Genomic DNA, 15,047 nt, shown 5'->3' with positions numbered 1-15,047 from the left:
CCCTAGATCTGTTGCGCGTCGAGGACCGGCTCCGCCGTGGCGGGCGTGTCCAGCCAGTCGACCCTGGCCATCTTGCGAACGACCACGAATTCGTCGCGGTTGGTGCCGATCGTGCCGTAGTAGTTGAAGCCGTAGGAGAGCTGCGCGTACCCGCCGATCATGTGGGTGGGCTTCAGCACGATCCGCGTGACCGAGTTGTGTATACCGCCCCGCGCGCCGGTGATCTCCGAGCCCGGGGTATTCACTATCTTTTCCTGCGCGTGATACATCAGCACCATCCCCGGATTGACGCGCTGGCTCACCACCGCGCGCGCGGTCAGCGCGCCGTTGACGTTGAACAGCTCCACCCAGTCGTTGTCGACGATGCCCGCCGACTTCGCGTCGTGCTCGGAGAGCCAGATGATCGGGCCGCCGCGCGAGAGGGTGAGCATCAGCAGGTTGTCGGTATAGGTCGAGTGGATGCCCCACTTCTGGTGCGGCGTGATGAAGTTGAGCAGGATCTCGGGGTTGCCGTTCGGGCGTATGCCGTGCATGCCGCTCGTCGTCTTCAGGTCGACGGGCGGGCGGTAGGTCGACAGGCCTTCGCCGAACGCCCGCATCCAGGGGTGGTCGACGTAGAACTGCTGGCGTCCGGTCAGCGTGCGCCACGGAATCAGCTCGTGCACGTTGGTGTAGCCCGCGTTGTACGAGACCGTCTCCGATTCGATCCCGCTCCACGTCGGGGAGCTGATGATCTTGCGCGGCTGCGCCTGGATGTCGCGGAAGCGGATCTTCTCGTCCTCGCGGTGGAGCGCTAGATGGACGTGGTCGCGCCCGGTCTGCTTGCCCAGCGCTGTCCATGCCTTGACCGCGACGTGACCGTTGGTCTCGGGCGCGAGCATCATCACCACCTCGCACGCATCGATGTCGGTCTCGATCTTCGGCATGCCGAGCGTCGCGCCCGCGTCCGTGACCAACCCGTTCAACTGCCCGAGCTGTTTCACCTCGGTCTCGGTGTTCCAGCCGATGCCCTTGCCGCCGTTGCCGGCCTTGTCCATCAGCGGGCCGAGCGCGGTGAAGCGCTTGTAGACGTTGGGGTAATCGCGCTCGACGACGGTCATCTGCGGCGCGGTCTTGCCCGGGATGAGGTCGGTTTCTCCGCGCTTCCAGTCTTTCACGTCCAGGGCCTGCGCGAGCTCCGCGGGCGTGTCGTGCATGATCGGCGTCAGCACGAGCTCGCGCTCCACACCGAGGTGGCCGGGGCACACTTCGCTGAATTTCTTCGCGAATCCCTTGTAGATGTCCCAGTCGCTGCGCGACTGCCACGCCGGGTCGACGGCGGTCGACAGCGGGTGGATGAACGGGTGCATGTCGCTCGTGTTGAGGTCGTTCTTTTCGTACCACGTCGCGGTGGGCAGCACGATGTCGGAATAAAGGCACGTGGTGCTCATGCGAAAGTCGAGCGTGACGAGCAGATCGAGCTTGCCTTCGGGCGCGTCCTCGCGCCACACCACCTCCTCCGGTCTGGCGTCGTCCGCGCCGAGGTCCTTGCCCTGCACGCCGTGGGCGGTGCCGAGCAGGTGCTTGAGGAAGTACTCGTGGCCCTTGCCGCTCGAGCCCAGGATGTTCGAGCGCCACACGAACATGTTGCGGGGCCAGTTGTCCGGATGGTCCGGGTCTTCGCAGCTCATCCGGAGCGAGCCGTCCTTCAGGGCCTTCACTGCGTACTCTTTCGGATCGACGCCTGCGGCGGCCGCTGCACGCACCACTTCGAACGGATTGGCCTGCAACTGCGGCGCGGAAGGCAGCCAGCCCATGCGCTCGGCGCGCGCGTTGTAATCGATGAGGCTGCCGCCGTAACGTTTGACGTCGGCGAGCGGCGAGAGCACTTCCTCGACCCCGAGCTTCTCGTAACGCCACTGGTCGGTGTGGGCGTAGAAGAAGCTGGTCGAGTTCATCTGGCGCGGCGGGCGTATCCAGTCGAGCGCGAAAGCGAGCGCGGTCCACCCGGTTTGCGGCCGCAGCTTCTCCTGTCCTACGTAGTGCGCCCAGCCGCCGCCGCTCTTGCCGATGCAGCCGCACATCATCAGCATGTTGATGATGCCGCGATAATTCATGTCGCTGTGATACCAGTGGTTCATGGCCGCGCCGATGATCACCATCGAGCGGCCTTCGGTCTTCTCGGCGTTCTCCGCGAACTGGCGGGCCACCGCGATGACCTGTTCGCGCGGCGCGCCGGTGATGCGCTCCTGCCACGCCGGCGTATACGGCGTGTCGTCGTCGTAGCCCGCTGCGGCGAGCTCGCCGGGAATGCCGCGGGCGATGCCGTAATTCGCCGCCTGGAGGTCGAACACCGTAGCAACGAGCGCCTCGGCCGAGTGGCCGAGCGCGACGCGCTGTACCGGGACGCTGCGCACCAGCACGTCCTTGCCGGGACTGTGCGTGAAATGAGCGGTCGGGATGCCGCCGAAGTACGGGAAACCCACCTTCGCGCTTTCCGCGCTCGGCTCGTCGCCTTCGAGGGCCGACAGCCTGAGCCTGACGTCGGCGCCGCGGCGCGCGTCTTTCGCTTCCAGGTTCCACTGCCCCGCATCCGCCCGCCCGTCGGGGCCCCAGCGGAAGCCGACTGCGCCGTGGGGGAGCACGACCTCGCCGGATTCGTCGCAGGCGACCGTCTTCCACTCGGCGTTGTTGGACTGGCCGAGCGCGCCTTCGAAGTCCGAGGCGCGCAGGTAGCGGTCCGGAACCATGATCTTCTCGCCGTCCGCCGTGACGTGCTCCTTCAGCAGGACGAGCATCGGCATGTCGGTGTAGCGGCGAACGTAGTCGTCGAAGTACGCGCTGCGCCGCTCGAAGTAGAACTCCTTCATGATCACGTGGCCCATCGCCATCGCCACGGCCGCGTCGGTGCCCTGCTTCGGGTGCATCCAGATGTCGGCGAGCTTGGCGACTTCGGAATAGTCCGGAGTCACCGCGACGGTCTTCGCGCCCTTGTAGCGGACCTCGGTGAAGAAGTGCGCGTCGGGCGTGCGCGTCTGCGGAACGTTCGACCCCCACGCGATGATGTAGGACGAGTTGTACCAGTCGGCCGACTCGGGCACGTCGGTCTGCTCGCCCCATACCTGCGGGCTCGACGGCGGCAGATCGCAATACCAGTCGTAGAAGCTCATGCACACGCCGCCGATCAGGCTTAAGTAGCGGCTGCCCGCGGCGTAGCTCACCATCGACATCGCCGGAATCGGCGAGAAGCCGATCACGCGGTCGGGCCCGTGCTTGGCGATCGTGTAGACATTGGCGGCCGCGACGATCTCGTTCACTTCGTCCCAGCTCGAGCGCACGAAGCCGCCCAGCCCGCGCTTGCTCTGGTAGTCGCGGCGTTTCGCGTCACACTCGACGATCGAAGCCCACGCTTCCACCGGCTCGAGCGTCGCCCGCGCTTCGCGCCAGCTCCTGAGCAGCCGCCCGCGGACCATCGGATACTTCACGCGGTTCGCGCTGTAGAGGTACCAGCTGTAGCTCGCCCCGCGGCCGCAGCCGCGCGGCTCGTGGTTCGGCATGTCCCAGCGCGTGCGGGGGTAATCGGTCTGCTGGGTCTCCCACGTGACGATGCCGCCTTTCACGTAGATCTTCCACGAGCAGGAGCCGGTGCAGTTCACGCCGTGCGTCGAGCGCACGATCCTGTCGTGCGCCCAGCGATTGCGATAGGCGTCTTCCCAGGTGCGGTCTTCACCCGTGACGACGCCGTGCCGGCCCGAGAAGGTTTCCCTGGGAGTGGCGAAATAGTTCAGACGGTCCAGAAAATGACTCACTTGATGCTCCTCTTCAGCACGGCCGCGACGCGCCGCGCCGTGCGTAAAACCACCACGTGATCGCGATGCAGGTCACGTAGAACGCGATGAATGCCCAGAGCGCGGCGTGCGGGCTGCCGCTCAGCGCGATCGACGTGCCGTAGCTCTTGGGAATGAAGAAACCGCCGTAAGCGCCGAGCGCTGCGGTGAAGCCCAGCACCGCGGCTGCCTGCCTGTTGCCCTCCTTCGCGGCCGCGGCCATCGCATCGGCGTCGCGGGTGCGCGCGGCTTCGACGCATTCGTCGGTGAAGATCACCGGAATCATGCGGAAGGTGGAGCCGTTGCCGATTCCGGCGGTGACGAAAAGCACCATGAAAGAGATGAAGAAGCCCGTGAGGCTGCCCGCGTCGCCCTCATGCGGCAGAAACTGCAACACGCCGAGGACGCCGATCACCATCGCTACGAAATTCCAGAACGTGACCCGCGCTCCGCCGACGCGGTCCGCGAGCCAGCCGCCGACGGGCCTGATCAGCGCACCGAGAAAGGGTCCCATCCACGCGAACTCGAGCGGATTCACGCCCGCGAACTGGCTCTTGATGAGCAGCGGGAAACCGGCCGAAAAACCGATGAACGACCCGAATGTCCCGAGATACAGCCACGACATGATCCAGTTGTGCTTCGAACCGAAGATCACCGCCTGCTCGGAGAACGATGCCTTGGCGTCGGCGATGTCGTTCATCATCAGGAACGCGAGGAGCGACGAGACCACGATCGGAATCACCCATACGAAACCGGCGTTCTGCAGCCAGATCTGCTTGGCGACGCCGTTGGGCATCGTCACCATCGTCGGCTCGCCGCCGAGCCAGCCGAAGACGCCGACCGAGATCACGAGCGGCACCATGAACTGCACCGCCGAAACGCCGAGGTTGCCCAAGCCCGCGTTCAGGCCGAGGGCGGAGCCTTTGCGCTCCCTGGGAAAAAAGAAGCTGATATTCGCCATGCTCGAGCTGAAGTTGCCGCCGCCCAGACCGCAGAAGGCCGCGAGCAGCAGCAGCACCCAGTACGGCGTGGCGGGATCCTGCACCGCCAGGCCGATACCGATCGCAGGAATGAGCAGTGACAGGGTCGACAGCACCGTCCAGCGGCGCCCGCCGACGATCGGCACCATGAACGAATAGAAGATGCGCAGCGTCGCCCCGGAGAGCGCGGGCATCGCGGCGAGCCAGAACAGCTCATCGGTGCCGAGCCTGAACCCGATCGCGGGGAGCTGAACCACGACCGCGCTCCAGACCATCCACACCGCAAAGGCGAGAAAGAGCGCCGGGATGGATATCCACAGGTTCAGATTCGCGATCGCCCTGCCCTGGCTTTCCCAGAATGCCTTGTCCTCGGGCGTCCAGATCTGGAGGACGCGGCCCCGACGCGGCCCGCCGACGAGGACGGGCGGTGGATGCGTGGTCATGATGTTCTCCCCTGGTTGTCAGGCAGCCTGTGCGACACGGCCGGACGCGAGGCGCAGGGCCGCGCGCCGCGGGACGATCTCGGTCCAGTACATCCAGACGAGCGACACGCCGGTGATGCCCCACAAGAGCATGAAGACCGACGAATTGATTCCGGTCGCGTCGACGAGCATTCCGAACAGGATCGGCAACAGGAAGCCGCCGAGCCCGCCGGCAAGGCCGACGATGCCGGAGATCACGCCGATGCTGGCGGTGTATTCGTCGGAGATGTACTTGAAGACGGACGCTTTCCCGACCGCCCATGCGACGCCCATCGTGAACATCAGCGCGGTGAACGCCCACACGTTCAGCCCCACGTGCATCGTCACATCGCCGCGCAGGGTCTTCACGACGAACTCGGTCTGCGGATACGACAGGAAGAAGAGGCACGCCCACGAAACGAGAAGCACCCACCACGTCACGGGATGCGCGCCGTGCCGGTCCGACAGAAAACCCCCGATTGCACGCAGCACGCCGCCCGGCAGGGAGAAACATGCCGCGAGCAGCGCCGCGGATTGCAGGCTGAAGCCGTATTCGCTGATGTAATACTTGGTCATCCACAGCGAGAGGCCGACGTAGCCGCCGAATACGATCGAGTAGTACTGGCAGTAGCGCCACACATGCGGGTCCTTGAGCGCCCGCAGCTGCTCGCGGATTCCGACCGTCGACGGCACCACGTGCTGCTCGTCATGATGGGAGAGCGCCCAGAACACCAGGGCCGTGACGAGCATCGCCGCCGCATAGACCTTGGGCACCATCGTCCAGCCGTACGCCACGACGATCGCCGGCGCGACGAACTTGGTCACCGCGGCACCCGAGTTGCCCGCGCCGAAGATGCCCATCGCCATGCCCTGCCGGCGTCGGTCGAACCAGCGCGCGACGTAGGCGATGCCGACCGAGAACGAGCCGCCGGCAAGGCCGACGAAAAGGCCCAGCGTCAGGAATTGCCAGTATTCGGTCGCCTCGGCGATGAGCCATATCGGGACCACGGTGCACAGCATCAGAATGAAGAACACGACGCGCCCCCCGAAACGGTCGGTCCACATGCCGAGCGGCAGGCGGATCAGCGAGCCGGTGAGCACGGGCATCGCCACCAGCAAGCCGAATCGCGTCTCGCTGAGGTCGAGCGCTTTCTTGATGGGAATTCCGATCACCGCGAACATCATCCACACCGCGAAGCAGATGGTGAATGCGAGGGTGCTAGCGCTCAGGACCGACCACTGCCTGCTGCCGTAGGACGTCATGGGTTTTTCCCTGTCTGGCCCTGGTGTGCATCGTCGCAGCCCACTTTAGTCGGCGCGACGTGCGCGATCTTGATGCAGATCAACGATCATTCGGAAAGTGACCGAGCCTGTTCAGTCGGCGCCGATCCCGGGCATCGTTCGCGCGGATCGGGGTCGAGGCGCGTCTCGGTCGGCGACCTCGATCGCGTCAATGCCATGGACTTTGTCGCGAGCGCCGGTCGTCCGGGTTGACATGGATCAACCGCCGGCGCGACAGCTGCGGTCGATCGCGAGCCGGCAGTGACACCCGTGGCGCGTGATTTCGGCGAATGTGTTGAAGTCGAGCGGCTTGACGACGTCGCCATTGACACCGAGCTCGCAGGTCATCGCGAGATCGCGCTCTTCCCGCGACGAAGTCATGGCGACAACGGGGATGCGCCCGAGCCGCTGGTCCGCCTGATCGCCCTCAGCACTTCCACGACGCGACCTTCGGCAATTTCGGGTCGAGGAGCACGAGGCGCGGCGCAACGTCGGGCCGCTCGGCGTGATGATGCGTTGCACGACCGCCAGGTGCCTCGCTGCGCTACTGCGGCGGATCGAAGCATAGATCCCACGGCATCGGCCGCGCGAACAGATAGCCCTGTGCTTCATCGCATTGGAGCAGCCGCAAGAGCTTCGCCTGCTCGGCCGTTTCCACGCCTTCGGCGATAACGCGCATGCGCAGCGCGTGGGCGAGCGAGATGATCGTGGAGATGATCATCGTGCTCTCGGACTTGTCCATCATCGACATGACGAACGACCGGTCGATCTTCAGCGCGTCGACTGGAAGCTGGGCAAGATAGCTGAGCGACGAATAGCCGGTGCCGAAATCGTCGATCGATATGTTGATCCCTTCGTCCTTGAGCGCGCGCAGCTTGGCGATGTTGGCCTCGATGTCTTCCATGAGGAGGCTTTCGGTGATCTCCAGGTCGAGCCCGTGATCGCCCGTGCCGAGGCTTTTCAGGACGCCTGCGACGAACTCCGGCCGGCGCAACTGGATCGCCGACACGTTCACCGCCACGCGCGGCGTCGGCAGGCCCTGGGACGCGCGCGCCCGCCGGTCCGCGAGCGCCTTGCCGATCGCCCACCGGCCGACGTCGAGGATGAGCCCGGTCTCCTCGAGCAGCGGGATGAACTTCGCCGGCGGGACCAGTCCCGCCTCCGGATCGTCCCAGCGAATGAGCGCCTCGAGCCCCTTGGCCGCCCCCGTCGCGACGTCGATCTTCTTCTGGTAATGCAGGACGAACTGGTCCTTGTCGAGTGCACGGCGCAGCCGGCTCTCGAGGGTGAGCTTTTCCGCGACACGCGCGTTCATGGCCGCTTCGTAGAACACGTAGCGCTCGGCGCGGAGCTTTGCCTGCTTGAGCGCCGCTTCGGCGTTCGCGAGCAGCGTGTCCGGATCGCGGCCGTCGGTCGGATACATTGCGATGCCGGCGGTGACGCCGATCAGAAGCTCGGTGCCGTTGAGGAGGACGGGCTCCGCCAGCGCCGCTGCCGACTGCTCCATCCACTGCGCGATGTCGGTCGCGCGCGTGACGTCACTGACGAGGCCGCCGAAGCAGTCCGCCGACAGCCGCGCCATGTGCTCGACGCGCGGCCACGCGTTCGCGATCTTCGCCGCCACGATGCGCAGCAGCTCGTCGCCCGCGCTGCGGCCGAAGGTGTCGTTGATCGTACGAAAGCGCTTGATGTCCCACACCACTACGGCGATATGCGATCGGCCGGGCGCGGCGGTCGCGAGCGCATCCTGGAGCCTGTCGTGCAGCCGCGCCCGGTTGGCGAGCCCGGTCACCGGGTCGTGCCACGCGAGGTAGTACAGCTTCTCTTCCTTGTCGTTCAACTCGAGGCCGAAAGAGACGTCGCTCGCGAGCTGGATCAGGAGCTTCACCTCTTCGGCGCTGAACGCGTTCCGCTCCTTCGAGTAAAGACAGAACGCGGCGGCGATGCGCCCGCTGACAGTGAGCGGGAGCACCAGCATCGACCGGTAGCCGCGCCTGACTGCTTCCTGGCGGCGCGCGCTTGGCATTTCCAGGGCGACTGTGATGTCGTTACAGACCGCGGGCCTGCCGCTGCCGAGCATCTCGGCGACGATGCCGCGCGAGCGCGGCGCGCCGTTGATGACCAGCGCGCTCGTGGCGACATCCTCTTCCGGACCGAGCCCTGCGCTCGCCACGGCAGTGATGTGCCCGCTGGCGGGGTCGATCATGCCGATCCACGCGACGCCGAAGCCGCCGTGCTCGTTCGCGATGCAGCACGCTTCCGCCAGAAGCTGACGGCTGTCGCGGAGTCTGACGATCGCCGAGTTGAGGCCGCTCAGCACCGCATGTATCCGGGAGAGGCGCGCGATCCGCTCCTCCTGAAGTGTGCGCTCGGTGACGTCGATCGCGATCGTGCCGACCATGCCGCGGCCGTCCTCGAGCGCCGGAATCGGGAAGTGATGCGAGAGCCACCATCTCGAATTACCGTTGCTGCCGGTTTTCGTAATACCGGCGGCCGCGGCGTTGGTGCGCAGGACCGTTGCGTGGCCGCTCAGGAGCTCCGCCGTGAACTGCGCGGGCAGCTCGTCGTAGCGTCTGCCGATGACCTCATCGGCGGAGAGCCCGAATGTTTTCTCCCAGACCTCGTTCACGTACGCATAGCGGCCGTCCGCGTCGCAGATCGAGGCGTTGCCGGGCAGATGCCCCATGAACGAGCGGAAGCGCGCCTCGCTCAGGCGCAGGGCCTCCTGCGCCCGGACGATCGCACGGCGATGGCGGGCCTCCTGCAGCGCCCGCTTCACTACGGCGCCCAGGCGCCACAGCTTGTCCTTGAGCACATAATCGGTCGCACCCGCCTTGAGCGCTTCGACCGCGCGCTCCTCGCCGATCGTCCCGGACACGAAGATGAAAGGCACTCCGGGCGCGTGCTCCCGTGCAATCTCGAGCGCGCTGAAGCCGTCCAGCTCGGAGGGCATGCTGAAGTCCGACAGGATGACGTCCGGCACGAGCTCGGTGAGCGCGGCTATGAGCGACGCCTTCCTGCAGACCCGCCGCGACCTGAAGTCGAGCCCGGCGTTCTTCAGCTCGCGCTCGCACAGCTCGGCGTCGAGCGGCTGGTCCTCGATGAGCAGGACGTCCAATGCGAACGTACTATTGGATACTTGCAAGCGCACGTGGCGTATTCCCCCCCGGTGTGTTCTCAGTTGTTATGCGAATGCCGCGTGAATACCGTCGCGCTCTTGCGCTGTGTCGAGCAGTTCATGGCATCGCGCGCGCGTGCGCTCCTCACAAGTAGTACCGCGTCAAGCGCGCCTTCTTTCTCGATGATTCCAGGGTCCGCGCCCTGGATTGGCGTTCGTGTTTGAATTGGCCCGGCAGGCTTCGTCAGAGGTCACGCGTGAGAAGTCCTCTGCGCAGCGCGAATGACACGAGGTCCGCGTGCCTCGCGAACTCGAACTTCTTCCGGATATTGGCGCGGTGGGTTTCAGCGGTACGCTGGCTGATACTGAGGCGCGCCACGAGCTGGCGGATCGCGTCGGCATCGAGCTCCGGGCTCAAGTGCTTCCGCCCCGCCACCACTTCGTACACGGCGTGCAGGAGGTCGACGAAGCCTCGCGATTTCAATACGAACGCCGATGCACCGTTTCGGAGCGCCTGCGAGACGTAGGCGTCCTCGGTGCACATCGACAGCGCAACGATCTTCGAGCGCGGAGCGTACGTCTTGATTTGAGCGATGACGGACAAGTCGTCCAAGACGTACCCGATGAGGTGCGCCCGGCATTCTGCCGCTGGAAGCGGTGATCTTCGACGCCAAGTTACGTGAGCTCCCGTACGTGAACGGGGGCGCTTGGCCGCCTTGCACTCGGACTCGGGTCCGTACTCCACGCCGTCAGGCGTCAGCTCCGCCGGTTCTGGCGTTATCTCTGATGCAAGCTTTCCCACACGCCACATGCGGAGAACACACACGGAATAACCCTGGCGCGGACTGTATCGTGCGCGCCCGCTCGAGTGAAACGCCAACGAACGTCGTGGAGCGCCAACACGCGTCATCCCATAGCGTTACGGCTCCCGCAGGCCGTTACGCGCGGCGAATCGTTCGCGGCCGGGACGGTCGTGTCGATCAGCTCGATCGAGAACCGACTGGCGTAGCCAGTGCAGCGGCCGCAATGCTGGCCAGGTCCGTCAAGACCCGCACGTCTTCGAGATCGAAACGCCGGAAATTCTCGTGGGAGATTATCCAGATCGTCCCGATGGGCGAGTGGATCTCATGCATCGGGACGAGCAACAGCTCCCCGATCGGCGAGACGGTGTCCAGGTAGGTGTAGAGCTTTTCAGGATAGACGAACAGCTGAGGAGAATCGCGCGCCAGGCACACCGCGCACGGGCTGAAATTGGCGGGCGTGGTGCCCCCGACGAATTCTTCCATCCGGCCTCGCGTCGCCGTCCAACGGAAGATCTGCGCTCCCCGCTCATCGGTCCCCCGGATACTGAAACCGGCGGACTCCGCCTTGCATTGTTGCATGGCAAAGCTGGACAGCTCCTCGAGCAGGGACAGGCTATCCGCCTGTGCCCATTTACGGTACATCGCGAGCAGCAGCCTGATCTCGGCCGGGTAACGCGGTGGGCGCGAATGGCGGCTCCAGAGCATGTTCGTCGCATTGACATCGGACAGCTCGACTTCTTCCAACGGGGTCTTCGGATTCTCCGCGGACGACTGCAGCAGCCAGCGATCGAGCTCAGCGGTGATCGCCAGTACCGCGCTCCTCCGTTGCGTGCCCGGCTGCCTCACCGGCAGCCCTCGTTCCTGTTTCCACCGTTGCGCAGTGCGGACGCTGACACTCAGGTAGCTGGCAATTTCCTTCCAGGACTTCAGAACGTTCCGATTCATGTCAGCTCGACAGCGGTGGTTATGATGCCGCTCCTTCCGATTCGTTTTATTGCGGACCTGCCCCTGTGTCGGGGAGCGGCGCGATGTTAACTGGACTTGGTCGCTGAAGCCTCGCAGAGCGAGTCATGGCGTCTCATGACGCTACGTGGCGCTTGAGCTCAGTCATCCGGCAAGACGTTATGAGCGCGGTGGCATCGACGCGGGCGACCTTGCCCCGGGAGCGTCGCGCATACTCGTCGATCTCTCGTGTCCTGTGCGTCGCCGGCCCGGCCCACGCTGAGCCAACGCACCCGGTTCACACCACGCCGGCGGAACAGGCGGACTTTGCGAGGTATAGGCGCGGCCTCGCAGAAATCGAGACGAATGAGAGGAGATCATTCTCGGCGCTCGCACGAACCGCGACGAGCCTTGTGACGCGGTAACCGCGGACGTGCCGCATAGCGCCATGCCGCCGATCGCGGCGAATAACGTTCGTCGTTATCCATGTCGGAAGACCGCTGTCGTCGATGCGGACCGCGTTGTCACCGCCACGGGGGCTGCGTCAGTCGTTCTCGCGTATTTTACCTCTGATGCCTGCTCCCCGGTGTGCGCATGCTTGCGGGTGACATTGCCATCGCGCTTGCGGTAACGGTGATGGTTCCGCCGGCGAACCGCCCTTCGATCGAGCTGCGGGCAAGATCGGTCGTCGACCACTGCGCAATCGGCGCACGGCACGGCGTGGCGCCCGATCAAGGGATCGGCGACGGATCGAGATGCAGGCGAATATCGAGCACGCGGCCGCCGGCCACCCGCGCCACCACCGTGCAGGGTATGCGTCGCCCGCCGCCCGCCTCGTCCGTGAAATCGACTTCCATTTCCGCGAAGATCGTTTCTCTCACGCGACACATCTCGCAGAAACCGCTTCCGATCGAATCGACGCGTGCGAAGAATCGCCTGAGCTCGCCGAGCGCGGGATCTCTGCCGACGACCGGCGCGGCATTGCCGATGCGAACGTGGAGATCCGCAGCGGCGGCAGTTCCCCACGCCGCCTCGTCGAACGGATGGGTGGCGAACAACTGCTTCAGTCGGGCGGCCGTCGGGTTTTGCGCCGCGCGCGGAGCCGGCGGCATCGCTAAGGCCGCTCGGCCGGTGCAGCAAAAGCACCAGGCTGTTGCAGAGCGCAGTCGCACATTTTCCGGGCAGGATATCGCGCAGGCACCGCGAACGATATCCCGCTGCCGCGAAGACTGCGTTGCCCGCCTTGCCTCGGAGGCACCACTCTTGCGCTATATCGGGCAATCACGCACACCGAGGACCCGCGCGTTACGGAGTATCAGCTCGCTATACAGCGGCGGTACGCGGCGGGTGTCGTCCCTACGTTCTTGCGAAAAACGCGCGCGAGCGTCTGGCTCGATTCGTAGCCGACGCTCAATGCGATCTCGGTGATGGACAGAGCAGTGCCTGCCAGCAGCTCTTTTGCCCGCTCTATTCTCACCCGCTGCTGGAAGTGATGAGGCGCGACGCCCGTCGTCTGCTTGAATGCGCGCGAGAAGTAGAACGGGGACAGATTAGCGCTCGCCGCAAGCTCGGCGACAGAGACGTCCCGCAGCGACTCGAGCTTTTCCACCACCCGGCGAAGCTGCCAATCGGCGAGCCCTCGCTTGGCCTTGCCCGAACGCCTCGTGCCGTGCCCTGCGAGCGCCGCGAATATCGCCAGGATCGCGCCGTCGGCGATCAGGGTGCTCTCGATCATGCGCGCTCGCGCCAGCACCAGGAGCTGATTGATGGCGACCCTGATGAAATCGTCGCAGACGGGGCGGCTGTACAAGTTGCGGAACAACGTGTGCGGATCGGCCGACAGATCGTGCAGGAGCTCGGCTACCTTCGCATGTCCCAATGCCAGGACCACGCCGGTCACGATGCCGTGCACCGAATTCTCGGTCGGGGTGAAAGGCGGCGCGAGAAAGAGCTGGCCCGGCGCCACCCTCAGCGCGAACCGGCCCATCCCGAGATCGAACTCCGCCCCGCAGACGCCGTTGTGGACCATCATCAGCGCGAAATCGGACGTCGCCGTGCCGGGATAGCTGCCGGGGGGACGCTTGAAGCTGATGACGGACGCTCCCGCCGTGCCCACGCGCTCGCGCGAGATGACGGTGTCGCCGCAGCTCGCAGCATAGGCGTCCGCGTACGTGGGCAGATCCAACGCGTCATTCGCGTACATGTTCGGCTCCCAGGCTACCCACACGCGCCGCTGTCTTGTAAGAACTACCTGCCGACGACCGACCCTTCGACGCGTTCTTACGGCGGCCGGCGGTAAGCAGGCAGGTCCGCGCGCGGCTTGGTCTGGGGGTATCCGGCGAGGCCCTGCAGCAACATTGAGGCCCGCGTGTCGCGTCCGATTTTGCGCAAGACCGGTGCGCTTTCGGCAATCACGGCAACGCGGCTTCGCGAGGCCGCGGCTACGTTGCGACCATGCCGTGCCTGCGCTCCGTCGGAAGCTGCTGCCTCGTGCTTGCCCTCGCCGCCTGCTCGCAAGAGAAAAGCGCGCCGGCGGCGCCGCCGCCTCAGGTCATCGCGATGACCGTGATCCAGCGCGATACCAACGTCATCGGCGAGCTGATCGGCGAGGTGCGCGCGTTTCGCGAGGTCGACCTGCGGCCCGAAGTGACCGGAACGGTGCAGCGCATCCTGTTCGAGCCGGGACAGCGGGTCGCGCTGAACCAGCCTCTGTTCGTCATCGACCCGCGGCAGTACGAGGCCGCGGTCGCCGAAGCGCTCGGCGCGGTTGCGGACGCCGAAGCTTCTCTCGCGCGTGCGCGCCAGGACGTCGCGCGTTACGAGCCGCTGCTTCCCCACAACGCCATTCCGCCGAGCGACCTACGACGCCGCGGTCGCGACGCTGAGATCGACGCAGGCGCTGGTGAAGCAGCGTCGCGCCGCCGCGGAGCGTGCACGGCTGGAGCTGAGCCATACGAGCGTGCGCTCGCCGGTGAGCGGACAGATCGGGATCCAGCAGGTCGAGGTCGGCGCCCTCGCCAGCGCAGGCCAGACGGTGCTCGCGACCGTGTCGACGCTCGATCCGGTTTACGTGCACTTCAGTATTCCGGAGGTCGACCACGTGCGGTTCGTGCGCGGCCGCAAAGGGCGGGCCATCGCGCATGAGGTGCGCTCCAATCCGATCTCGATGATCCTGCCCGACGGCAAGCCGTACGCGTACAGCGGAACCTTCGACTTCGCCGACCGCGCGGTGAGCCCGATCACCGGAACGCTGGCGCTGCGGGCGAGGTTTCCCAACCCCGAGAATCTGCTGCGTCCCGGCATGAGCGTCCGGCTCCAGCTCGTGTACGAGGAGGTCCCGAACGCGTTACTGGTCCCCCAGCGCGCGGTCAGCGAGCTCCTGGGCAAGCAGTTCGTCTCCGTGCTGGACGACAGGAACGTCGCGCACCAGCGGCCGGTCACCGTCGGCGACCGGGTCGGCGAGCTGTGGATCGTCACGTCCGGGCTGAAACCGAACGAGCGCATCATCGTCGACGGTTTCCAGAAGGCGCCCGACGGCGCGACCGTCGCGCCGACGCTCATCACCGAAGCGCAGCTGCGCGACACCCCGCCGCCGTCGATCGCGCCGCCGGGCACGCCGCCGGCGTCGGTCGCCGCCAAGGCCGGCGCGAAATAGG

General features: G+C 65.7%; 11 protein-coding genes. 1 reads left to right on the top strand and 10 read right to left on the bottom strand.

What is annotated here, in order from left to right; translation table 11 throughout:
* Positions 1 to 2: 2 nt before the first annotated feature.
* The 10 genes from VHP37_22760 to VHP37_22715 form a co-directional block, all read right to left on the bottom strand.
* On the bottom strand, positions 3 to 3,788 hold the full coding sequence (locus VHP37_22760) for a nitrate reductase subunit alpha (protein ID HEX2829188.1): 3,786 nt from the start codon (positions 3,786 to 3,788) through the stop codon (positions 3 to 5).
* A 13-nt stretch (positions 3,789 to 3,801) separates the two neighbouring features.
* Positions 3,802 to 5,229 (bottom strand): NarK family nitrate/nitrite MFS transporter, encoded by a 1,428-nt coding sequence (locus tag VHP37_22755; GenBank protein HEX2829187.1) that lies wholly within the window; start codon positions 5,227 to 5,229, stop codon positions 3,802 to 3,804.
* An 18-nt stretch (positions 5,230 to 5,247) separates the two neighbouring features.
* On the bottom strand, positions 5,248 to 6,510 hold the full coding sequence (locus VHP37_22750; protein ID HEX2829186.1) for a nitrate/nitrite transporter: 1,263 nt from the start codon (positions 6,508 to 6,510) through the stop codon (positions 5,248 to 5,250).
* Positions 6,511 to 6,747: 237 nt separating this feature from the next.
* Entirely contained in the window at positions 6,748 to 7,050 is a 303-nt protein-coding gene (locus VHP37_22745; protein HEX2829185.1) for a hypothetical protein, read from the bottom strand.
* 22 nt (positions 7,051 to 7,072) lie between these two features.
* The gene (locus VHP37_22740) at positions 7,073 to 9,646 is read right to left on the bottom strand and encodes an EAL domain-containing protein (GenBank protein HEX2829184.1); all 2,574 of its coding nucleotides are present in this window, start codon (positions 9,644 to 9,646) and stop codon (positions 7,073 to 7,075) included.
* A gap of 244 nt (positions 9,647 to 9,890) precedes the next feature.
* On the bottom strand, positions 9,891 to 10,259 hold the full coding sequence (locus VHP37_22735; protein ID HEX2829183.1) for a hypothetical protein: 369 nt from the start codon (positions 10,257 to 10,259) through the stop codon (positions 9,891 to 9,893).
* Positions 10,260 to 10,626: 367 nt separating this feature from the next.
* Positions 10,627 to 11,394, bottom strand: coding sequence for a helix-turn-helix domain-containing protein (locus VHP37_22730; GenBank protein ID HEX2829182.1), 768 nt, complete (start codon positions 11,392 to 11,394; stop codon positions 10,627 to 10,629).
* Positions 11,395 to 12,122: 728 nt separating this feature from the next.
* Positions 12,123 to 12,563, bottom strand: coding sequence for a hypothetical protein (locus tag VHP37_22725; GenBank protein HEX2829181.1), 441 nt, complete (start codon positions 12,561 to 12,563; stop codon positions 12,123 to 12,125).
* Positions 12,564 to 12,706: 143 nt separating this feature from the next.
* Complete coding sequence (locus VHP37_22720; GenBank protein ID HEX2829180.1) at positions 12,707 to 13,594, bottom strand: AraC family transcriptional regulator; 888 nt, start codon at positions 13,592 to 13,594, stop codon at positions 12,707 to 12,709.
* 77 nt (positions 13,595 to 13,671) lie between these two features.
* On the bottom strand, positions 13,672 to 14,229 hold the full coding sequence (locus VHP37_22715; GenBank protein HEX2829179.1) for a hypothetical protein: 558 nt from the start codon (positions 14,227 to 14,229) through the stop codon (positions 13,672 to 13,674).
* Between VHP37_22715 and VHP37_22710 the strand changes: the two genes are divergently transcribed.
* The gene (locus VHP37_22710; GenBank protein HEX2829178.1) at positions 14,186 to 15,046 is read left to right on the top strand and encodes an efflux RND transporter periplasmic adaptor subunit; all 861 of its coding nucleotides are present in this window, start codon (positions 14,186 to 14,188) and stop codon (positions 15,044 to 15,046) included. The two genes, VHP37_22715 and VHP37_22710, sit on opposite strands and share 44 nt — an antisense overlap.
* Position 15,047 lies beyond the last annotated feature (1 nt).

It is taken from the genome of Burkholderiales bacterium (assembly GCA_036262035.1).
Lineage (GTDB): Bacteria > Pseudomonadota > Gammaproteobacteria > Burkholderiales > SG8-41 > JAQGMV01.
This window is presented reverse-complemented; position numbering and strand designations above follow the sequence as displayed.